At 47.4% G+C, this 21,083-nt stretch carries 19 protein-coding genes; 7 read left to right on the top strand and 12 right to left on the bottom strand.

Features of this window, described 5'->3' with window-relative positions; translation table 11 throughout:
- Positions 1 to 10: 10 nt before the first annotated feature.
- From bfr to uvrD, 4 genes are all read right to left on the bottom strand, one after another.
- Positions 11 to 481: a bacterioferritin gene (gene bfr, locus YC6258_RS01755; RefSeq protein WP_044615520.1), complete on the bottom strand. Its 471-nt coding sequence runs from the start codon at positions 479 to 481 to the stop codon at positions 11 to 13.
- Between the two features lie 177 nt (positions 482 to 658).
- Complete coding sequence (locus YC6258_RS01750) at positions 659 to 838, bottom strand: (2Fe-2S)-binding protein (protein WP_044615519.1); 180 nt, start codon at positions 836 to 838, stop codon at positions 659 to 661.
- Between the two features lie 146 nt (positions 839 to 984).
- Positions 985 to 2,433, bottom strand: a complete 1,449-nt coding sequence (locus YC6258_RS01745) for a TrkH family potassium uptake protein (protein ID WP_044615518.1) — start codon at positions 2,431 to 2,433, stop codon at positions 985 to 987.
- A 117-nt stretch (positions 2,434 to 2,550) separates the two neighbouring features.
- Entirely contained in the window at positions 2,551 to 4,719 is a 2,169-nt protein-coding gene (uvrD, locus tag YC6258_RS01740; protein ID WP_044615517.1) for a DNA helicase II, read from the bottom strand.
- Positions 4,720 to 4,839: 120 nt separating this feature from the next.
- On the opposite strand from uvrD, the gene YC6258_RS01735 reads away from it, so the two are divergent.
- The gene (locus YC6258_RS01735) at positions 4,840 to 7,512 is read left to right on the top strand and encodes a bifunctional diguanylate cyclase/phosphodiesterase (protein WP_052829993.1); all 2,673 of its coding nucleotides are present in this window, start codon (positions 4,840 to 4,842) and stop codon (positions 7,510 to 7,512) included.
- A gap of 231 nt (positions 7,513 to 7,743) precedes the next feature.
- Positions 7,744 to 7,935: a PA3496 family putative envelope integrity protein gene (locus YC6258_RS01730; RefSeq protein WP_044615516.1), complete on the top strand. Its 192-nt coding sequence runs from the start codon at positions 7,744 to 7,746 to the stop codon at positions 7,933 to 7,935.
- Positions 7,936 to 7,993: 58 nt separating this feature from the next.
- Here YC6258_RS01730 and galE read toward each other — a convergent pair whose 3' ends face one another.
- The 7 genes from galE to glmU form a co-directional block, all read right to left on the bottom strand.
- Entirely contained in the window at positions 7,994 to 9,007 is a 1,014-nt protein-coding gene (galE, locus tag YC6258_RS01725; RefSeq protein WP_044615515.1) for a UDP-glucose 4-epimerase GalE, read from the bottom strand.
- Positions 9,008 to 9,217: 210 nt separating this feature from the next.
- Complete coding sequence (locus YC6258_RS01720; RefSeq protein WP_044615514.1) at positions 9,218 to 10,210, bottom strand: ExeA family protein; 993 nt, start codon at positions 10,208 to 10,210, stop codon at positions 9,218 to 9,220.
- 18 nt (positions 10,211 to 10,228) lie between these two features.
- Positions 10,229 to 11,011 carry a tyrosine-protein kinase family protein gene (locus YC6258_RS01715; protein WP_044615513.1) on the bottom strand — a complete coding sequence of 261 codons (783 nt, stop codon included), beginning with the start codon at positions 11,009 to 11,011 and terminating at the stop codon, positions 10,229 to 10,231.
- A gap of 17 nt (positions 11,012 to 11,028) precedes the next feature.
- Positions 11,029 to 12,543, bottom strand: coding sequence for a GumC domain-containing protein (locus YC6258_RS01710; RefSeq protein WP_144407525.1), 1,515 nt, complete (start codon positions 12,541 to 12,543; stop codon positions 11,029 to 11,031).
- A gap of 198 nt (positions 12,544 to 12,741) precedes the next feature.
- Entirely contained in the window at positions 12,742 to 14,571 is a 1,830-nt protein-coding gene (gene glmS / locus YC6258_RS01705) for a glutamine--fructose-6-phosphate transaminase (isomerizing) (protein WP_044615511.1), read from the bottom strand.
- Between the two features lie 15 nt (positions 14,572 to 14,586).
- Complete coding sequence (locus tag YC6258_RS01700) at positions 14,587 to 15,240, bottom strand: HAD family hydrolase (protein WP_044615510.1); 654 nt, start codon at positions 15,238 to 15,240, stop codon at positions 14,587 to 14,589.
- Entirely contained in the window at positions 15,237 to 16,613 is a 1,377-nt protein-coding gene (gene glmU / locus YC6258_RS01695; RefSeq protein WP_044615509.1) for a bifunctional UDP-N-acetylglucosamine diphosphorylase/glucosamine-1-phosphate N-acetyltransferase GlmU, read from the bottom strand. Before glmU ends, YC6258_RS01700 begins: the two co-directional genes overlap by 4 nt.
- 14 nt (positions 16,614 to 16,627) lie before the next feature.
- Between glmU and YC6258_RS01690 the strand changes: the two genes are divergently transcribed.
- On the top strand, positions 16,628 to 16,951 hold the full coding sequence (locus tag YC6258_RS01690) for a hypothetical protein (protein WP_044615508.1): 324 nt from the start codon (positions 16,628 to 16,630) through the stop codon (positions 16,949 to 16,951).
- A 26-nt stretch (positions 16,952 to 16,977) separates the two neighbouring features.
- Here YC6258_RS01690 and YC6258_RS01685 read toward each other — a convergent pair whose 3' ends face one another.
- The gene (locus YC6258_RS01685) at positions 16,978 to 17,292 is read right to left on the bottom strand and encodes a hypothetical protein (RefSeq protein ID WP_044615507.1); all 315 of its coding nucleotides are present in this window, start codon (positions 17,290 to 17,292) and stop codon (positions 16,978 to 16,980) included.
- A gap of 351 nt (positions 17,293 to 17,643) precedes the next feature.
- Here YC6258_RS01685 and rfbB point away from each other — a divergent pair, with 351 nt between their 5' ends.
- The 4 genes from rfbB to rfbC are packed head-to-tail and all read left to right on the top strand — an operon-like array spanning position 17,644 to position 21,032.
- Positions 17,644 to 18,693 carry a dTDP-glucose 4,6-dehydratase gene (gene rfbB / locus YC6258_RS01680; RefSeq protein WP_044615506.1) on the top strand — a complete coding sequence of 350 codons (1,050 nt, stop codon included), beginning with the start codon at positions 17,644 to 17,646 and terminating at the stop codon, positions 18,691 to 18,693.
- Positions 18,690 to 19,598: a dTDP-4-dehydrorhamnose reductase gene (gene rfbD / locus YC6258_RS01675; protein WP_044615505.1), complete on the top strand. Its 909-nt coding sequence runs from the start codon at positions 18,690 to 18,692 to the stop codon at positions 19,596 to 19,598. Before rfbB ends, rfbD begins: the two co-directional genes overlap by 4 nt.
- Positions 19,599 to 19,601: 3 nt before the next feature.
- Positions 19,602 to 20,480, top strand: a complete 879-nt coding sequence (rfbA, locus tag YC6258_RS01670) for a glucose-1-phosphate thymidylyltransferase RfbA (protein ID WP_044615504.1) — start codon at positions 19,602 to 19,604, stop codon at positions 20,478 to 20,480.
- A complete protein-coding gene (gene rfbC, locus YC6258_RS01665) occupies positions 20,481 to 21,032 on the top strand; it encodes a dTDP-4-dehydrorhamnose 3,5-epimerase (RefSeq protein ID WP_044615503.1) in 552 nt (183 codons plus the stop codon).
- Positions 21,033 to 21,083 lie beyond the last annotated feature (51 nt).

The raw sequence follows: 21,083 nt of genomic DNA, 5'->3' as shown, positions 1-21,083 counted from the left end.
TGAACCGGAATTAAGAATCCATGTGGCTTTGCAGGTAGTTTTCGATACCCACTTTGTTGATCAGATCCAGCTGTGTTTCCAGCCAGTCGATATGTTCCTCTTCGGATTCGAGTATATCTTCCAACAGATCTCTGGAAACATAGTCCTGGACTGACTCACAATAGGCAATGGCCTCGCGCAGCACCGGAACGGCCATATTTTCCAGTTTCAGGTCGCATTCAAGCATTTCTTTGGTGTCTTCACCGATCAGTAACTTGCCCAGTTTCTGTACATTGGGAACCCCTTCGAGAAACAGAATACGCTCAACCAGTTTGTCAGCGTGCTTCATTTCATCGATGGACTCGTGATATTCCTTCCCGCCGAGCTTTTCCAGGCCCCAGTTTTTATACATTTTGGCATGCAGGAAATATTGATTGATGGCAACCAGTTCGTTGGCCAGCACATCATTTAGGTATTGTATGACTTTTGCGTCACCTTTCATGAACAGACTCCTCAATCGTTTTTTACGAAAAGGCAATATAGCCAAGCAAGCATAGTGCAGCAAATGAAAAAAGTGTTAGAGGGGTGACCAGGACGTCAGAAAAAAGCAGGATACTGAAGCGCCAGACCGCTTCGGCAGGTAGTGATCTTCAGCTGACAATCAGCCTGACAGATCGTGTCAGGCTGGAATTTTGACGGTTGAAATCACTTCTTTGACCAGAGACTTGGCAACCTGAGTGCACTTTCCGCACTCAGTACCCACCCCGGTTTGTTTACGGATCTGCGCATAATCGCAGCCATTTTGGGCTGATTGAACAATGGTTTTATCGCTGATGGCTTTACAAAGACAAATATACATATCAGTTGCATAGATAAATTGACCGTTGATTAAAAATAATAATGCAAATGATAGATATTCTCAATTGTATTTGTTGTTTCTTTGATTCTGGTCATGTTCTAGGCAGGAGCAGCAAACGGTCGAGTTCATAGAGGCCTTATCCGTAGTCACGCCCGCCAGAAGCGGACGCTGAACAACAGCAACACAGTAAAATATTCCAGTCGTCCCATGACCATCGCCAGGCTCATCAGCCAGGTGGAAAAATCATTGAGCGGTTGAAAATTCGAGCCCAGCTCACCAAATGCCGGACCCAGTACGTTGACACAGGCGGCCACTGCGGTAATGGAGGTCCACAGATCCAGGCCATTGGCCATGAGCAGCAGGATAAATATCAGAGATACCAGAAACGAGAAGAACATGAAGGCGCGGACCGAATCCAGAATATCTTCGCCGATGACCCGTCCATTGCTTTTAATGGTAAACAAGGCTTTGGGATGGATCAGCTGTTTGATATTCCGATGGTTGGTCTTCAGTACCAGCAAGGTTCGGATGACTTTGTTACCACCGGCCGTGGAGCCGGCACAGCCGCCTACATAACCCACGATCACCAATATAACGGCACAGAATATCGGCCAGTCGGTGAAGTTATCAGACGCAAACCCGGTGCTGGTAATAAACGAAATTACCTGAAACAAACTCGATCGCAGTGCCATCCAGAATGTGTATTGGCTTTGATTGAGGGTCAGATATATGGCAGCCAGCAAGGTTGCCAGTGCGATGATGCCCAGAAATAACACGGTCTCTTCATCGCGCCAGTAGGTTTTGATATCACGACTTTTATAAGCTATGAAATGAACACCAAAGTTTAGCGCACCGGCAATCATGAAAACGTTCGATACCATTTCGACGGCCACGCTGTCGAAGTATTTCATGCTGGCATCATGTGGTGAAAAACCGCCGGTGGAAACAGTCGAAAATGCATGCGAAACCGCATCAAACCAGTTCATCCCGGCCAGGTAATAAGATACGGTACACAGCACTGTGATCGTCAGATAGACCCCCCAGAGATAACGGCTGGATTTGGATACTCTGGGAACCAGTTTATCGTCTTTCATTGGTCCGGGCGTCTCAGCCTTATACATTTTCATGCCACCGATGTTCAGCATGGGCATGATGGCTACCATGAGAATGATAATGCCGAGTCCGCCGAACCATTGCAGAGTCTGACGGTATAGCAACAATGTTTTCGGCATGGCGTCGAGCCCGGACATCACCGTTGCGCCGGTAGTGGTCAATGCAGACAGTGACTCGAATACCGCATCCGTCAGGGTAAGGCCGGAAATCAGAATAAACGGGACGCTGGCCAGAAATCCGGCAGAAATCCAGGCCAGGGTGACAAACAGAATGGCTTCCTGTAACCGAATACGGGTGATTTCAAATTTCAGCAGAATGGCCAGGAACACAGAAACGGCAAAAAATGCCACGCCGGTTTCATAAAAGTAACGATAGACGTCATCCCGGAAGACCAGCATGGATAGGAATGAAAACACCAGATCCACCAGACCAAATGCCATGACGGGAAACAGGCTTAATTTAAATAACGCCGGGAGATTCATTCATGAACCCTGTGCTTACAACTTGGTTAATTAACAGACTTTAGAACAACTTCTGCTGGGCGTTGCGGGCATATTATCGAAAGTCTGTTAAGGAAGAACTGCATTTATCAGATGACATCAGGATTCCAGTGCCGACAGTTTGGCGTACTGTAACATGAGTTCTTTGGTGCCTTCGCTTTCAAATTCCACTGTTACAGAGGCATTGGCACCATTGCCGGATGCCGCCAAAACAATACCTTCGCCGAAAAAGGGGTGCATGACCCGTTGTCCAAGTTGAATACCGTAGCCTGAGGCAACCTCTTCTTTGAAACCTGAGCCCCCGGAGCTGAATCCCGATCCCAGGGTTGATTTAAGGCGGATTTCCTTCAGCAGCGGAGCAGGAATTTCTCTGATAAAACGGGACGGCCGATTAAACGTTTCGTTGCCAAACATGCGACGCGATTCAGCATAGCTGAGCGTCAGCTTGCGCATGGCGCGGGTGATGCCGACGTAACAAAGCCGCCGCTCCTCTTCGAGTCCGGTCGGCTCGTCCATGCTCATTTTATGCGGAAACAGGCTCTCTTCCATACCAGCGATGAAGACATAGGGGAACTCAAGACCTTTGGCCGAATGCAGGGTCATCAGGCTGACGCTGTCCTTGCTGTCATCGGCCTGACGCTCACCGGCATCCAGAGAGACCTCGGCCAAAAATGCATCCAATGGACTGACCACATCTTCCTGCTCGGTATTGAAATTCCGGGTTGCAGAGACCAGTTCCTGCATGTTTTCAAGCCGGGCTCTGGCCTTCTCGCCTTTTTCCTTTTGATGATGTTCTTTCAGGCCGCTGGCATCGATGACATGTTGAGTCAGCTCATGCAGTTCCATTTCGGCAGTCTCCTGATTGAGTTCGTCAATCAGCTCAATGAAGGCCTGAACGGCATTACTGGCACGACCGGGCAGCAGTTTGTTGTGAACAGCCAGACCGGCAGCCTGCCACAAAGCACATCCCTGCTCACGGGCTATGGCGCGAAGGGTTTCCACCGTTTTGCCACCTATAGCTCGGGTTGGCACGTTGATAATCCGTTCCATGGCAGCATCATCGAAGCGGTTGGCAATCAGTCGCATATAGGCGAGTACATTTTTGACTTCCTGGCGCTCATAAAACCGCAGTCCGCCGTAAATACGATAGGGAATGCGGGCCTGAATCAATGCTTCTTCCAGGACCCGTGACTGGGCATTTGAGCGATACAGAATGGCCATATCCAGAGCGTTTTCACCCTGTTCCAACAATTGTTCGATCTGTTCGGCCAGATAGCGGGCTTCATCGATTTCGTTAAATGCCGCATAGACATCAATAGGGTCACCTTCCTCTCCAGTGGTCCAGAGCTCTTTGCCCAGGCGTCCACTGTTGTTGTCGATCACCGCATTGGCAGCCTTAAGAATGGTGGCCGTGGAGCGGTAGTTCTGCTCCAGCCGGATAATCTCGGTGTCTGGATAATCCTTACTGAACTGTTGGATATTTTCGACTTTGGCGCCTCGCCAGCCATAAATGGATTGGTCGTCATCCCCGACCACCGTGAGGTGACTTTGCTGGCCGCACAATACTCTCAGCCAGGCATATTGGATGGTGTTGATGTCCTGAAACTCATCCACCAGGACATAACGAAAACGCTGCTGGTAGTGTTCCAGTATCGGCGGGTGATTGAGCCAGAGCTCATGCGCCCGCAGCAGCAGTTCGCCAAAGTCCACCACGCCGCTGCGTTCACAAGCCTGTTCATAAGCCAGATAGATTTTTCGTAAGGTCGTGTCAAACGGGTCACTGGATTCCATCACATGAGCGGCACGGCGACCTTCATCTTTTTGTTCGTTGATGTACCACTGAGCGGTTTTAGGCTGTAGAGTCTCGTCATTGATGCCAATGTCGGTCATGACGCGCTTGACCAGACGCAGTTGATCATCAGAATCCAGCACCTGAAAACCTTCGGGTAGCTTGAGCGCTTTCCAGTGAGCTTTGAGCAATCGATGGGCCAGACCGTGAAAGGTACCGATCCACATGCCTCTTGGATTAAAAGGAAGCAATTCCTCTACCCGCTGGCGCATTTCCCGGGCAGCCTTGTTGGTAAACGTCACTGCCAGTATGCCGTTGGGGGAGGCGAGTCCGGTTTCTACCAGCCAGGCGATCCTGTGGGTCAGTACTCTGGTTTTACCACTGCCGGCCCCTGCCAGCACCAGTAAATGCTGGCGATCTGACTTAACCGCCTGCTGCTGGGGTGAGTTTAGCTGTACGAGCTGCTCAAGAATTTGCATAAAGTTGGCTTAGGTTCCTTGCTGGATTTCAGAATTGGTTTAATCTGCTAATAGTACCAGACATCTTTTATCAGGTTGCACCTGCTAACCGAATTCGCGAATTATGATCAGCATCAGAATATGACAGCGACCAGTTCTTCCAAGGCGTTTACAGAGTTTTATCGGATGATTTTCAAGGAATTACCCCGGCACGCAGGCGGCATGTTATTTGTGGGATTGTGCGCGGGTTATGTTTATCTGCCCGAGTTGAGCCTGTTGTGGCTGTCTGTCTGGTGGTTAACGATTGCAGGGTTGAGTGCTTATCTGATGGCAGCTGCCCGGCAATGGATGAAGCAATCCCCTTCTGAAGTCAGTTATCAATATATCGAGCGCCAGCTGGCGCTGATATTTTTTCTCCAGGGAGTCGTTTTTACATTACCGCCCCTGTGGGTTGGCAATCCAGAACTGGTTACCTTGCTGATGATCAATGTTCTGGTGATGCTTTCCGGTGTCATGCTGTTTGTACGTTTTCGTCTGTTCATTGCCTTTGTAATCCCCTTTGCCAGTGTTTATATCCGTGCCACAACCGGTACCGCAGACTCACTGATTGTCGCGGTGCTGGCCATTGTTTACTTGATAACGATCGCGGCAGTTTATCGCGCCAGTCAGCTTTCATCCCGCCTGATCATGGATCGTGAGCTGGTGCATTATCTGAATCACAAACTGGAAGAACGAGATGTGCTCAAAACCCGGGATCTCGAAAGCAGTCAGTTACGGCTGCAAATGGCCATCAGCGCCAGTGATATGGGGATCTGGGACTGGAATGTGCAAAGCCGGGAAACGTATCTGACTGAGGGGAGCCGGCTGGTACCGCCAAGAGATGTTACGGGTGAGTATGACTATGTGGACTGGGTGCATCCTGAAGATTATCAGAAGGCTAAAGCAGAGTTATTTCGACACCTGAAAGGAAAAACGACTAGTTATCGGGTCCGTTATCGGGTCAAGAACAATTCCGGACAGGGATGGATCTGGGTTGAGGATACGGGGCGTGCGGTTGAGCGTGATCGACATGGGCGTGTAACCCGCATGATCGGCACCCGTCGTGAAGTGACCAGCGAAGTCAACCACGAACAGGATCTAAGCCTGGCGGCAAGTTTATTTAATCACTCTGATGATGCTATTTTCGTCATGAGTTATGACTTTATTGTCCAGTCCGTCAATCCCGCTTATTGCCGGATCATGAATGCCAATCGTGCCGAACTGGTCAATAAACCCTTTACCAGTATCAGTGCCTCGCCGCAGGCTTATCTGGTGATGTCGAGCTTAAATCATAAGGGTTATTGGCAGGGTGAGATTCTGGAAAAACGCTATAACGGAGAGTCATTTCCATTCAAATGTCGCATTGATGGTATCTTCGACAGCAATGGTCAGCTGAGCCACTATATTGCCATCGGTACCGATATGACAGAGATGCGACGCTCGCAGGTGGAGATTGATTATCTGTCCAACTATGACAAGTTAACCGGGCTGGCTAACCGAAGTCATTTTCACCAGGTACTGAATCGTCATCTGCAGAATCCGCAGGCTGCATCGGATTCACTTGCGATTGTGGTGGTCAACCTCGACCGCTTTCAGGCGATCAATGACAGTCTTGGTTATGAAACCGGTGATTTGTTGTTGAAAGATATCGCCTCCCGTATTACCAATCTGCCAAGTCCGTCGGCGTTTTGCGCCAGAGTGGGTGGTGATGAGTTTGTGGTGATTGCTGAGTTTTTTGGCTCCCGCGATAAGCTGAATCGCCTGTTGGACAACATTTTGGTGGAAATCAGTCGCCCGGTGCTGGCGGATGAACACGAACTGATTGTTACCGCCAGTATCGGTGTTTCGATTCTGGACGGACAAAACCGGCATCAGTTATTGAATCAGGCCAGTATTGCCTTGAACCGTGCACGTCACAAGGGTGGCAATACCTACGAGTATTATCAAAAAACCTTTAAACAGACATCCGTTGACCGGTTACAGCTGGAAAAATCTTTGCGCCGAGCCATTGCTGAAAATGAATTGTCGGTCAATTATCAGCCCAAACTGAATCTGATGACCGGGCGTATTGATTCGGTGGAAGCATTAGTCCGCTGGCATCACCAGTCTCTGGGTTTGATTGAGCCGGAGCATTTTATTCCTATTGCTGAAGAAATTGGTCTGATCAATGCCATGGGTGAACAGGTGTTGTATAAGGCCTGCGATGAAGCCAGTGTCTGGCAGCAACGGGGTTTTGGTAACATCCGGGTCTCGGTCAACCTCTCCAGTCATCAGTTGCGGCAGGAGGGTTTGTATGACTCGATTTACAATATATTACAGACTTCTGAACTGCCGGCGGAGTATCTCGAACTGGAGCTGACAGAAAGTGTACTGATTGAAAACATGGATCACAGTGTTAACACTTTGAACCGTCTGCATGCACTTGGCACCAAAATAGCTCTCGATGATTTTGGAACTGGCTATTCGTCTCTCAGTTATCTGCAGAAGTTGCCAATCGATGTCCTTAAAATTGATAAGTCTTTTTTGCATAGCCAGGCATCAGGTGCTGGTGACACGGCCATCATTAAAGCGATTATTGCCATGGCAAACAGTATGTCGATGGAGGTTGTGGCTGAAGGCGTCGAGAATAATGAACAGCTACAGTTTCTTAAAGATCAGGGATGTCATTATGCACAGGGATATCTGGTCAGTCAGCCGCTGCCGGCTTCAGAAATTCTAAATTTGCTCAGACACTATAATTATCAACCTGCCTCCACCATCGAACGGGTTCACTGACGGCCCGTAGTTGTCACAGAAATTGCATAGACCTTGTTTACCATTTGAGTCGTTGCGTCATGTGCATTAACATATAGCGGTCTCGTTGGACCATGACACGACAACAAAAATAAAAATGGTGCAAAGTCCTTTCAGATAACCGTGAATGTTCTTTTGCATGAACATTGATTGACGGTTGTAGTAATGAATTCTGACTGGTTCCTGCACTTGGGCAAGCAAGGAGTTAAGAGAATGTCAGTTAATCTTTTCGAATTTGAATTAGCCAATTTAGAAGATGATGCTTTACATCGACCGACTGAATCATCTTCAACCAAGCGAGTTAATAATCAACGAAAACTAGCTGCCAGGAGAGCAATAGAAGACCATCTTGAACAACGAAGGCTTAGATCAGAGACCGGCGAGATAGATCTGGATTTATATTAAGTAAATTCAGACCAGACAAACGCAGGCAGAATGCCTGCGTTTGTCTGATTACTGGAAGCTATGCCAAATAACCTTTTGGATTCTGGCTTTGCCACTTCCAGGAATCTGCCATCATATCCTCCAGCCCCCGCTCGGCTTTCCAGCCAAGTTCCTGTTCAGCAAAAGCCGGATCGGCATAACAGCAGGCGATATCACCAGGGCGACGCGCTACTATTTCATACGCAATTTCTTTACCGCAGGTTTTTTCTAATGCTTGGATCATTTCCAACACAGAATAACCTCTGCCAGTACCCAGGTTATAGGCTACACAACCAGGCTTTGAAGACAGCTTCTCAATGGCGCGTAGATGTCCTCTGGCCAGATCGACTACATGAATGTAGTCGCGTACCCCGGTGCCATCCGGAGTATCGTAATCATCACCGAATACGCTCAGTTTGTCTCTGCGCCCCACGGCCACCTGTAAGAGAAATGGCATAAGATTGTTGGGAATACCGCTGGGATCCTCACCAATTTGGCCGCTTTCGTGAGCACCTACCGGGTTGAAATAACGCAGTATGGCGATGTTCCAGTCTTTGTCTGACTGATATAAATCACGAAGAATATCTTCAATAATCAGCTTGGAACGGCCATAAGGGTTGGTGGCACTTAAAGGAAACTCTTCGGTAATGGGTACGGTATGAGGATCGCCATAAACGGTCGCAGAGGAGCTGAACACCAGGTTTTTACAATGTGCCGCAGCCATCGCTTCGCATAGTGTGATAGTGCCACCAACGTTATTATCATAATAAGACAACGGGATCCGGGTACTCTCACCCACTGCTTTCAGGCCGGCAAAGTGTATGACAGAGGAAATATCGAACTCTTGGAAAATTCGATCCAACAGCGCTCTGTCACGTATATCACCGCTGACAAAGTTGATGGTTTTACCGGTGATTGTTTGTGCGCGTTTAAGTGCCTCTTCGCTGGAGTTGCAGAAATTATCCAGCACAATGACTTCGTGTCCGGCCTGAACCAGTTCTATGCAGGTATGGCTGCCGATGTATCCAGCTCCGCCGGTAACAAGTATGGTCATAAAAACTCTCCTGAACTGAATGAACGTATCTTTCTCAAGCTACGCCCTGACTCTGTGAATACAGGTAATGATATATCGTTTTTAGGGTATTCGGATGTGGTGCTAAAAAATATGTCAGGTGTATCAATTCTCAACCTATATGATTGGGAAATGTGTCGACGTTATTCAATAAACTGTAAGGGCAAATGCGATACCTTGAGATGAAAAAAGTCAGTAATGTCGTTCTTTAGCCAATACATCTATTTTGCGTTCTATGCCTTCAAGCGCTTTGGCAATTCTTTCAAGATAACCGCTTATCTGTTCCATATCGATAGTGGCCGGTACAGCCGCTATGGGTTGCGTGCCCGCATTGTTGACTTCTTCAACAGACGCTGCCGGTTCCTGTTCCGGGTCGCTGACGGGTTCATCCAGCATCAGTTCGTCCAGAACGTCATCCAGGTCACTGATCATGGGTTTTTTTCGCTCGTCGGCAAAGGCGCACATCAATAAAGCATCACATATTTTATTGATCAGCCTTGGGATGCCTCTCGAATATTGAAAAATCACCTTGATCATTGCGTCATCAAACAACAGATTACGTGTCAGGCCGGCAATTTTGAGTCGGTACTCAATATATCCCTTGGTTTCTTCTTCACCGAGCCCGTTAAGGTGATAGTGCAGTTTTACCCGCTGTCGTAATTGGGGGACCCGATTAACGTTGAGTTGTAATTCCGGCTGGCCCAGTAAAACGACTTTTAACATTGGCCCGTTCAGGCCTTCCAGTCCGGCCAGCAACCGGATATCTTCGAGGTTGGCCTGAGTCAGGTTCTGAGCCTCATCAATGACCAGAACAAATGGTGTTCCGTTCTTGGTTTTTTCTTTCAGAAAGTCGTTCAGTGCGTACAGCATGGTGACTTTGTTTTGATCTGTAATCTGAATGCCGGCCTGTTTGGTCATGTAATAAAACAGTTCTGCACTTTCCAGATTGGTATAGGCGATGTGAAAATTATTCACCTTGCCCTGGTAGTTGCGTAACAGGCGCTTCACCAGTGTGGTTTTTCCAGATCCGATTTCTCCACTGATAATCACAAAGCCTTCCGGATTCCAGGCGGCATAGTCCATGAAAACGAGGGCGCGTGAGTGCTGGCTGCTCATGTATAAAAAGTCATCATCCGGTTTCATCTGGAAGGGATGACGTTTCAGTTTGAAATGTTTTAAATACATATGCTTCGCCTGATTGTGTTAAGAGGCCGGAAATTCATTAAAGAATACGCCTGCCAGCTGGTCCGGTGGGATCATGGCTGTGGCGTTGGCCAGTTGATCGCCGGTGAATTTCCCTTTAGGGACCACGATGATGATTTTATCACAGAGCTCTAATAGTATTTTGGTTCCTGCATCTTCTGTAATCGGTGGAGCATCTATGACGATATCACGGTTCCGATAGCGCCCGCGGATATGATTCAATAAAACATGAATTCGCGGATGTTGGAAGTGGGCAGTATCAACTGCTCTTGAGTTTCCGGCAGTAATGCACCTGAGGCGTTTGATGCCCACTGGAAAAATAAGATCGCTGGCAATAATGCTTTCATCGGCCAGAAATTCCGCCAGCCCCAGTTTTCCCTCCAGTCCAAAGAACGGCTGTAATGAAGGTCGGTCCATATTCATATCAACCAGCAATGACGAGTGTGCTTTGTCCATTCGTAATGCTATGGCAAGATTTCTGGCAACGTGTGAAGTGCCTGCCCGACCACCCAACGAGGTCACCAGCACAGATTGGGAAAAACGGGCTTTGGCCTGTTGTCTGATCTGATAGGCTGCATCCACATAAGGTTTCAGTTGTGACTGGTCATACATATCGCCATAAATCAACTTCATCTTGTCGAGTTGACGCTCAGACAACAGAAACGGTTCAAACATCTCCTGCAATTCAGTTTCGTTAGCCAGGTATATCTGTTCGGCCTCGGTCACAATCTGGTTGTGCTCATCCTGAACTTTCAATATGGCTTTTTCGAGTTTGCTGACCATTGCTCCATACTCTCTTGTTATCTGCTCAGATGCAGATATTGGAACCAGTATCCATAGATTATTCCGGCCAATGCGAGTGCCAGGAATACTAAAAACATAACATTTTTTAACCTTAATGCCGATGTTTTATACACCGGAGCGGACGCCAGTACCCGAAAACCCAATTGCCATACCTGATCAATTGTTCTGAGGCGTGCATCAAACAAAATTTTAATAATTAGCATGCATACTGGCAGTAGCAGAGTGACTAGAGTGCCGGTTAGCAGGATCATAGCGCTGTTCACGCCTACCGTACGGTTTAGCGATGGATCAGGTGGCAGCACTGTAGCGGCACCGATAATCTGCAATGCTCCATAAGTAATCCGGATATTTTCGCGTTGGGCCAAAAATTTTTCATAAAGTTGCCTGTTAACATCATAATCTCTTTGCAGTTCCTGCAGTTTCAGTCCGGCTTCAGATAACGTGGCCACGCGTTTCGTTTCTTCGTTCAACTGACGACGCATTTGGGCAATGCGGTTTTTCAGGCTCTCGATTTCCGCAGCATGACGGGCTCGTTCCCGGCGTAAGTCAATGACATATGGATTGGCGTTAAAACTGTTGCCGGTTTTCAGTTCTGTTGCCAGTGATTGTCGTGCCAGAGATAGCTCTTCTCTGGCTTTTATCAGCTCAGGATAGGTTTCTTTATAAACACTGGCCAGTGACTGTATGCGCCGGTTCAGGTCTGTAATCTGCTGTTCGAGTTGTTGGGCTTTGGGTGTTTTGTACTCTTCTGAGCCAATCAGATTTTGATAGGCCACACTGCCTTCGGTTAGCTGTTCGTCCAGCAGACGCATTCGTACCGATTGATCAGACAAATCGCTGAGGGCCTTCTCGATATTCTGCTCCAGCTGCAAAATATGTTGGTTCGTAAGCGTATTGCTTTGATCAGAATAGCCAGTATTACTGACCTTGAAGTCCTTCATTTCGTTTTCGGCAGTTGAGAGTTTGGCTTCATAGGCTTTGACCTGAGAGTCAATGTAATTGATGTGGCTGGCAACTCTCTGGTTGATTTCGGCATTGAAACGGTGAGATAGCAATTGCACCAAAATGCGGGAAGTATGTCTGGCTGCATCTCTGGTGTTGGTTCTGACCAGTAGCTGCAGAGTATTTTCGTCCAATTGGTTTATGCTGGTCAGGTCCAGAATATGATTCCATTGCTCAGGAGTGATATTGTCGAGCCACTGACGGTCTTCTTCTCTGTCCATCAATTGAGTGTCAATATCACCAGGAGGGGCAGATAAATCTTTACGAGCATCAAGGGTGAAATCCCATGGCTCGCTACTGCCATTCTCTGCATTAATATCACCAAAGAGAATATCCAGGTTACGCTGCTCAAGACGTAATCCAGAAGATGCCTGAAACTGATAGGGCCAGAATTGAGAAGCCAGCAGTGTGGTTAAGGATGCCAGCAGGATCCACAGGAAAATCCACCATCGCAGACGCACGCTTTCCTGCCATAAAAATCTTGGGAGTAAGAGGAGTGTAGAAGTCATAGCGTCATTTCCAGAAATTCCTTTTGTTGATACAACACGACCACAGGAGCTGACTGCAGTCATTTGGAAACCTCTGAAAATGACCGGGTTACTTATCTGGACAGTAACCCCTGGTGCGAGACTCTGTTGGCAAGATATACATCAGGGGCAACGATTTTAGGGTCATTTTCAGAATTCCCCTATCATTCCCCTTTGATACTATTCCACAGTGACCGATTTGGCCAGATTACGAGGCTGATCCACATCTGTACCTTTAATCACCGCTACAAAGTAACTGAGTAGTTGCAGCGGTACAACATACAGAATAGGCGATAGTAATTCATTAATATCACCTATGGGAATCATTGTAATGCCGTCGACACTTGAAATCTCTGCACCATGATCCGCAAAAACATAGAGTTTGCCGCCACGGGCACGTACTTCTTCCATATTCGACTTCAGTTTCTCCAGCAACAGGTTGTTTGGAGCCACAACAATGACTGGCATTTCACTGTCAATCAGCGCCAGCGGACCATGTTTTAGTTCTCCAGCTGCGTAAGCTTCTGCATGAATATAGGAGATTTCCTTGAGTTTCAGTGCTCCCTCCAGCGCGATGGGATAGTGGCTGCCTCGGCCCAGAAACAATGAGTGGTGTTTTTCGGCAAAATCTTCCGCCAGTGTTTCGATTTGCTGGGCCAGCTTCAGAGTGTTTTGAATTTTTTCAGGAATTCTGCGCAGCTCCCGGATTAATTCTTTAAGTCCGGCTTTATCTGCACCTCTGAATTCAGCAATCACGCAAACCAGTAACATAAGGGCCACGAGTTGCACGGTAAATGCTTTGGTCGAAGCAACTCCGATCTCCGGACCAGCATTCATCATATAAACCAGATCGCTTTCTCTGACCAGCGAAGAGCCTGGTACATTACAGATAGATATCGTGCTACGGAATCCAAGTTGCTTTGCCAGTCGCAGGGCCGCCAGAGTGTCTGCTGTTTCCCCTGATTGGGATAATGTGACCAGTAGCGAGTTTGGCAGGATAGCGGCTTTGCGGTAACGAAATTCCGACGCCACCTCAACCTGACAGGGAATTCCAGCGATTTCTTCAAACCAGTAGCGTGCCACCATTCCAGCATTGTAAGAGGTTCCACAGGCAATAATTTGCACTGCTTCAATTTCTGACAGAATATCTGCAGCCTTAGGGCCGAATATTTCTGCTGCAGGTAACTCTCCGCTTAAACGATCAGCCAGTGTTGCCTGAATAGCTGCTGGTTGTTCGTAAATTTCCTTGAGCATGAAATGACGATACTCGCCTTTTTCGGCAATATCGTGGCTGATGTCGGAGTCTTTGCATTCCCGCTCAACCTGCTCACCATCAGCATTATAGATAGTGATGGTGCTACGGGTTATTTCCGCGACATCACCCTCTTCAAGAAACGTGAAGCGATGAGTCACTGGCAGCAAAGCCATCTGGTCAGAGGCAACAAAGTTTTCTCCAATTCCGGAACCGATGATCAGAGGTGAGCCGGACCGGGCTGCGACCATGCGCTGATTGTCCCTGCGATCCAGAATGACGGCGCCATATGCGCCAGTCAGTTTTTTACACACAGCCTGTACTGCGGCCAACAGACTGGATGTTGTTTTCAGCTCATCCTCAACCAAATGGGCGATGACTTCCGAATCTGTATCTGAAGAAAAATGATATCCTTTCTCCTTCAACTGCTGTTTCAGTTCCTGATGATTTTCAATGATGCCATTGTGGACAACGGCAATGTGATCCTCGGAAAGATGAGGATGTGCATTGGCTTCGTTCGGCTCTCCGTGGGTAGCCCATCGGGTATGTGCAATTCCCGTTGAGCCGGACAGTGGTTGTTCTGCCAGACTATTGCTAAGCTGTTGAACCTTGCCTACCCGTCTGATGCGTTTAAACGCGTTATTTTCAATAACGGCAATACCGGCCGAATCATATCCGCGATATTCCAGTCTTTTTAAGCCTTCCACCAAGATATCAGCGACATCTCGCTGGGCAACGGCTGCAACAATTCCACACATGGTGATCTCCTGAAATTATAAATATTGATAAAGTTGGGCGCTGAGGGTTGGTATATCGCTGAAACAATGATGAGCGCCGGCATTCAGTAAGGGTTCGAATTCCTGCTCGTAGCTGAAGCCGAAAACAGTCATTCCTGCAGATACGCCGGCTGTCACGCCGGTAGGGCTGTCTTCAATGACAATACAATGCTCAGGAGGAGTTTCCAGAGCATTGGCAGCAGCCAGATAGGCGCCTGGATGCGGTTTGGGCATGTTCAGATCAACCCCACTGAAACATCTATGTGTGGGAAAGTATCGATTCAAGCCTGTCTGTTCGAGTTTATAGATCAGTTCCTGCATGGAAGAATTGGTGACCACGGCAATATCAACCTTCAGACTGCCAAGCAGCTCTTCGATACCGGCAATGATAAGATCTTCCTCATGCAGCTTCTGATAAAATCGCTTACGCCATTCGCCGCTACTTTCAAGTAGATTGTCAGGCAGATAACCATATGTATTTGCCACCCACTCTCTGATCTGGTCTCCGGTCTTGCCCAGAAAATGTGTCCTGCATTCCTGGTGAGTGATGTTGATTCCGGCTTCCCTTAGCAGATCCACATTAATGTCGTTGGCCAGGCGCTCGGTATCGACGAGTACGCCATCACAGTCAAACAGTACTGCTTTGCTCATTTGCGCTTACCTGTGTTTTTTGTGGGTCTTTTCCAGTTGTCGATGGTCTGTTGACGACTACGGGCGATGGTCAGTTTTCCTGCTTCTGTGGCTTGCGTGATGACTGAGCCGGCGGCGATAAATGACTTGTCATTGAGCTGGACCGGTGCCACCAGGGTTGAATTCGATCCCACAAATACTCCGTCAGCGATTGTGGTCCGGAATTTGTTCACACCGTCGTAATTACAGGTAATGGTGCCGGCACCGATATTCACACCACTGCCAATATCAGCATCACCGATATAGGTGAGATGATTGATTTTGCTGCCACTGCTGACGTTGGACTTTTTGATCTCAACAAAATTTCCGATATGTACCCCTGGCGCCAGTCTGGTGTCGGGCCGTATACGTGCAAACGGGCCGATAGTAGAGTCAGCGCCGATTTCCGCATCTTCTATGACACTGTTGGCTTTGATTTCAACATTGTCTCCAATGATGGCATTGCGGATATGGCAGTTGGGGCCTATGCGAACACCATCGCCCATGTTGACATCGCCTTCAAAGACATTGTTTACATCGATGAATACATCCTGTCCGGCAATGACCTGACCACGGATATCCACTCTGTCGGGGTCAGCGCAGCTCACACCGGCACTCATCAGTTGTTTTGCCAGTTGTTTTTGATACCAGCGCTCCAGTGTTGCCTGTTGCAAACGGTCATTAACTCCCAGTGTCTCTTCGAGATATTGGGGATGTACGGTTGCAATTTCCAAGTTGGCTGCAACGGCCATGGCAACAATGTCTGTCAGATAATATTCCTGCTGACTGTTTTGGTTGCTGAGCGCTGGCAGCCACGTTTTAAGGTATTTGACGGGAACTGCAAGAATACCGGAGTTAACTTCACGAATCTGGAGCTGTTCAGTGGTCGCATCTTTATGCTCCACAATAGCAATGACCTGATGCTGGTCATTACGAATAATTCTGCCATAACCGTTGGGATCTTCAGGATAGGTTGTTAACAGGCATAGCGTATCCTGTTGTATTGCCAAAGTGGTCAGTTGCTGCACCGTTTCGGGCTGAACGAACGGTACATCACCATACAAAACAAGCGCCACAGATTCTTCTTTCAGTTCCGGCAACGCCTGAGCTAAAGCATGTCCGGTTCCCAGTTGTTGTTCTTGTAGCACAAAGCGGACTGAAGTATCGCTCAGGTGTGATTTGACCGCATCGGCCTGATGACCCACCACCAGATAGACGTATTGGCTGATGGTATTGGCTGTGTCGATTACATATTCCACCATCGCTTTACCCGCAATTGGCTGTAGTACTTTGGGCAGTCTGGAGCGCATTCTGGTGCCCTGGCCGGCAGCGAGGATCACGGTTTCAATTGTCATGAATTCTTGTCCTGATGAATATTGGTAACATTCTATATAAAAAGGAAAATTCTGGTACGAAGTTATTTGTCAATTTAAAAATGACAAATAAAAACTATTCATTGATTTGGGCTGGATTAGCGTTGGAGCAGGCCATTGACCGATGGTTTGAACGACAGTACCGAAATCCGGAAGAGCCTGGTATGGGGTGGGTGCTATCAAGAGAAGTCAAATATATCGACAGTGTAAGATTGTTGAATTGCCATGAATTTGGCGTTGTTAGAGTCGGGCATAGCAAAGCGCCCGGCAGGTTAACCCTGCCAGGCGCTTTTAAAATCACTATCTACGTTTGTTATTAAAAGAATATATCAGTCAAAACCAGCCGTTAACTGCGACGGCGACTGATTGCAACAAAACCTATCAGACCTAACCCCAACAGGCTCAGTGCAGTAGAAGCTGAAACAGGCGTATTCGCCAATGCTCCCGGATTATTGTTGGTCTTAGCAAAAGAATCTGCGTCGATAATGTCATTGCTTAAGCTGGTACTGGCCAGCATCACAGGGGCATTATTCTTAGTAGTCTGCTCAGAAACCGGCAGTTCTTTACTAAACATCTTCCCTGAGACTGATGCTTGTGACGTACCTGCGATCATGATGCCGTAAAAAATTGCAATTACGATAAACGCTGGTATGAGTTTCATTTCGTAACACCTTTCCCTTGTCTTGAATTAATGTAGCGTCCAAAAAGCGAGGCTTCTCTCATTCCTCATTGATAACGCACGATTCGTATAAGCAATATTGTGGCCATAAAAATAAAAATCAACAATATCAATAATTTATGTGATTTTTGAAAATCCTGTAAACTCGAAATGTCAAAATTTTCGACACTCTCAAATTGTGGCAAGAACAGCTTTTATATCGTGTGCAAAAAAGTAACACTTTGCTCATGAAGTTTGGTTGTATTCTCTTATTCAGATTTCTGACCGGAAGGTTTTGACCTGTGCATGTCAGTATCATTTAATACGTACAAACATGACTGAAGGATGCTGAAAATGAAGTTTATCGTAACGGGTGGTGCCGGATTTATTGGATCTGCGCTGGTTCGGTACCTGCTTAAAGAGACAGAACACGAAGTGCTGTGTCTGGATGCCCTCACATACGCTGGTAATCTTGCTAACCTTAAAGAGGTTGAAGGTAACAGTCGATATCGGTTTGTTCAGGCGGATATCAAAGATGAAACCGGCATCAGGGCCATCGTTACTGATTTTCAACCCGACTACATTATGAATCTGGCCGCTGAATCACACGTAGATCGATCTATTCTCGGACCTCTTGAATTTATCCAGACCAATATCATTGGCACCTATGTCATGCTGCAGGTTGCTCTTGAATACTGGCAATCATTACCTGAAGAGAAAGCGGCAAAATTCCGTTATCACCAGATTTCCACTGATGAGGTCTTTGGCTCTCTGGGCGCAGAAGGACTGTTTACAGAAACGACCCGTTACAAGCCAAATTCGCCCTATTCCGCCAGTAAAGCATCTGCAGATCACCTGGTTAGAGCCTGGAACAAAACCTATCAGTTACCGACTATTTTGACCAATTGCTCAAATAATTATGGTCCTTACCACTTTCCTGAAAAGCTGATCCCACTGGTTATTCTGAATGCATTGAATGGTAAATCATTACCGATATATGGCGATGGTTCTCAAGTACGGGACTGGCTGTATGTGGATGATCATGCCCGAGCCCTATATCTAGCTGTTACAAAGGGAACTGTCGGTGAGTCTTACAACATTGGTGGTAACGCGGAACAGCGAAATATCGATCTGGTCAGGCAGATTTGTGCGACCTTGGACGAACTGGTTCCCCAAGCGCAGTCATACTCCGAATTGATTACGTTTGTGAAAGATCGTCCCGGACATGACCAGCGCTATGCTATTGATGCCAGCAAAATTAAGCGTGAACTTGGCTGGGAGCCGTCTGAAACCATATCGACGGGGTTGCGTAAAACCGTTCAGTGGTATCTTGCAAACCAGGATTGGGTCACGCAGGTAACCAGTGGTGAATATCGCAACTGGGTGGATAAACAGTACTCATGAAAATTATATTGTTGGGAAAAGACGGCCAGGTTGGATGGGAGTTGCAGCATTCTCTCGCTCCGTTGGGAGAGTTGATTGCCTGCGGACGTCAGGATATTGATCTTACTGACAGTGAAGCTCTGGCGGCTTTACTATATCGCGAGAAGCCGGATGTTCTGGTGAATGCGGCAGCCTACACAGCAGTGGACAAAGCCGAAACTGAAGTGGAGTTGGCGCATAAAATCAATGCCGATGCGGTGGCTGTCATGTCCAGAGTGATGGCGGAACTGAAGGGGTGGTTTGTTCATTACTCCACAGATTATGTATTTGACGGCACCAAAACAGATTCTTATGAAGAAGAGGATGATACCGGACCGTTAAACGTATATGGTCAATCAAAGTTGTCTGGCGAACAGGCGGTAGCAGAGTCTGGATGTCATCATCTGCTGTTTCGCGTCAGCTGGGTTTATGCCAGTCGCGGAGCGAATTTTATACGGACAATGCTGCGTCTTGGTCAGCAACGGGATCAACTTTCGGTTATTAATGATCAGGTCGGTGTCCCGACCAGTGCAGAGTTTATTGCTCAGGTAACCGCATTGGCCCTGTATCATGTCAGACAAACGAACCATGACCGTTGGGCGCAGTTGAGTGGTATTTATCATCTGGTCCCTGATGGAGAAATATCCTGGCTGGATTTCGCCCGGTATATTTTTTCCCGGGCCAGAGATCTGGGGATGACGTTAACGATCAACGATCGTGGTCTTGCGGCAATCAGTACGGCTGAATATGGCAGTGCTGCGCAAAGGCCATTAAATTCACGATTGAACACCTCCAGGATTTGTAAGAATTTTAATCTGGTTATGCCTGACTGGCAGGTACATGCTGATAAGGCGATACGTGAAATTTGTCTTCAGGGAGGTAAGTGAAAGATGAGAAAAGGTATTATTCTGGCCGGTGGTGCAGGTACACGTCTGCATCCGGCAACGCTGGCGGTATCGAAGCAACTGCTACCCGTCTATGACAAACCCATGATTTATTATCCTCTGACTACGCTCATGTTAAGTGGTATCAGAGAGATTCTGATTATTTCGACGCCTATGGATACACCCAGATTCAAACAGTTGTTGGGGGATGGCAGTCAATGGGGTATTGAAATTCACTACGAAGTGCAGCCATCTCCAGATGGTCTCGCGCAGGCTTTTCTGATTGGTGAGACGTTTCTGAAAGGACACAGTTCTGCGTTGGTGTTGGGAGACAATATTTTTTATGGTCATGATTTCTATAAGCTGTTGAAAAGTGCAGATGCAGTGGAAGAAGGAGCATCGGTATTTGCTTATCATGTTCATGATCCCGAGAGATATGGTGTTGCGGAATTCGACAAACAGGGGCAGGTGTTATCCATTGAAGAGAAACCTGAGAAGCCTAAATCCAGTTATGCGGTAACCGGGCTCTATTTTTATGATGAACAGGTTGTTGAGCTGGCAAAATCACTGAAGCCATCTCCGCGCGGCGAATTGGAAATTACAGATCTCAACTTACTGTATTTGAAGCAGCAGCAACTGCGGGTAGAAATCATGGGGCGCGGATATGCCTGGCTCGATACCGGTACGCATGATTCCTTATTGGAAGCGGGTCAATATATTGCCACGCTGGAAAAACGCCAGGGTCTGAAAATTGCGTGTCCTGAAGAAGTGGCCTATCGGAGTCAGTGGATTACGGCTGATGCTTTGGAAAGCCAGGCGCTGGCAATGAAAAAAAATGGCTATGGTCAGTATTTGTTGAAAGTTCTTGAAGAAGAGACATTTTAAATGCAAGTCACCCCTTTAGAAATTAACGATGTCAAACTGTTCGAGCCCAAAGTGTTTGGTGACAGTCGCGGTTACTTTTATGAAAGCTTTAATCAGCGGGTGTTCGAGCAGGCAGTTGGCCGAAGTGTTGTATTCGGGCAGGATAATCAATCCAGTTCTTCAAAAGGTGTGTTGCGAGGACTTCACTACCAATTGCCGGATAAAGCTCAGGGCAAGCTCGTGCGCGTAGTGTCCGGCAGTATTTTTGATGTTGCTGTCGATATTCGCAAAAGCTCGCCGACCTATGGGCAATGGGTCGGTGCAGTTTTATCTGAAGAAAATAAAAAGCAGTTGTGGATACCGGAAGGTTTCGCCCATGGCTTCTTAACACTGTCCAAAACGGCGGTTGTCCTGTACAAAGCAACAGAGTTTTATGCACCTGAACTGGAAAGAAGCATTATCTGGAATGATGCGGAACTGAATATTCAGTGGCCTGCAGACGGTTTGACTATTCAGGTTTCTGACAAAGATGCCCAGGGGCTCAGTTTTGCCAGTGCAGAAGTATTTGCCTGAAATAACACTTAAACGATCTCCATGTTGGTGGTGAATAATTCCAATATGGAG

This window comes from Gynuella sunshinyii YC6258 (genome assembly GCF_000940805.1).
In the GTDB taxonomy this organism is placed as follows: domain Bacteria; phylum Pseudomonadota; class Gammaproteobacteria; order Pseudomonadales; family Natronospirillaceae; genus Gynuella; species Gynuella sunshinyii.
The sequence above is the reverse complement of the archived record's forward strand: the minus strand, read 5'-3'. Positions and strand labels throughout refer to the sequence as shown.

What these genes read in the sequence shown, in the direction of transcription:
- galE (WP_044615515.1), bottom strand. Translation starts at nt 9,007, where the DNA reads ATGACCATACTTGTTACCGGCGGAGCTGGATACATCGGCAGCCATACC.
- YC6258_RS01715 (WP_044615513.1), bottom strand. Translation starts at nt 11,011, where the DNA reads ATGGTCAGCAAACTCGAAAAAGCCATATTGAAAGTTCAGGATGAGCAC.
- YC6258_RS01710 (WP_144407525.1), bottom strand. Translation starts at nt 12,543, where the DNA reads ATGACTTCTACACTCCTCTTACTCCCAAGATTTTTATGGCAGGAAAGC.
- YC6258_RS01720 (WP_044615514.1), bottom strand. Translation starts at nt 10,210, where the DNA reads ATGTATTTAAAACATTTCAAACTGAAACGTCATCCCTTCCAGATGAAA.
- YC6258_RS01700 (WP_044615510.1), bottom strand. Translation starts at nt 15,240, where the DNA reads ATGAGCAAAGCAGTACTGTTTGACTGTGATGGCGTACTCGTCGATACC.
- YC6258_RS01750 (WP_044615519.1), bottom strand. Translation starts at nt 838, where the DNA reads ATGTATATTTGTCTTTGTAAAGCCATCAGCGATAAAACCATTGTTCAA.
- YC6258_RS01685 (WP_044615507.1), bottom strand. Translation starts at nt 17,292, where the DNA reads ATGAAACTCATACCAGCGTTTATCGTAATTGCAATTTTTTACGGCATC.
- rfbA (WP_044615504.1), top strand. Translation starts at nt 19,602, where the DNA reads ATGAGAAAAGGTATTATTCTGGCCGGTGGTGCAGGTACACGTCTGCAT.
- glmU (WP_044615509.1), bottom strand. Translation starts at nt 16,613, where the DNA reads ATGACAATTGAAACCGTGATCCTCGCTGCCGGCCAGGGCACCAGAATG.
- uvrD (WP_044615517.1), bottom strand. Translation starts at nt 4,719, where the DNA reads ATGCAAATTCTTGAGCAGCTCGTACAGCTAAACTCACCCCAGCAGCAG.
- glmS (WP_044615511.1), bottom strand. Translation starts at nt 14,571, where the DNA reads ATGTGTGGAATTGTTGCAGCCGTTGCCCAGCGAGATGTCGCTGATATC.
- YC6258_RS01690 (WP_044615508.1), top strand. Translation starts at nt 16,628, where the DNA reads ATGAATATTGGTAACATTCTATATAAAAAGGAAAATTCTGGTACGAAG.
- rfbC (WP_044615503.1), top strand. Translation starts at nt 20,481, where the DNA reads ATGCAAGTCACCCCTTTAGAAATTAACGATGTCAAACTGTTCGAGCCC.
- bfr (WP_044615520.1), bottom strand. Translation starts at nt 481, where the DNA reads ATGAAAGGTGACGCAAAAGTCATACAATACCTAAATGATGTGCTGGCC.
- YC6258_RS01735 (WP_052829993.1), top strand. Translation starts at nt 4,840, where the DNA reads ATGACAGCGACCAGTTCTTCCAAGGCGTTTACAGAGTTTTATCGGATG.
- rfbB (WP_044615506.1), top strand. Translation starts at nt 17,644, where the DNA reads ATGAAGTTTATCGTAACGGGTGGTGCCGGATTTATTGGATCTGCGCTG.
- YC6258_RS01730 (WP_044615516.1), top strand. Translation starts at nt 7,744, where the DNA reads ATGTCAGTTAATCTTTTCGAATTTGAATTAGCCAATTTAGAAGATGAT.
- YC6258_RS01745 (WP_044615518.1), bottom strand. Translation starts at nt 2,433, where the DNA reads ATGAATCTCCCGGCGTTATTTAAATTAAGCCTGTTTCCCGTCATGGCA.
- rfbD (WP_044615505.1), top strand. Translation starts at nt 18,690, where the DNA reads ATGAAAATTATATTGTTGGGAAAAGACGGCCAGGTTGGATGGGAGTTG.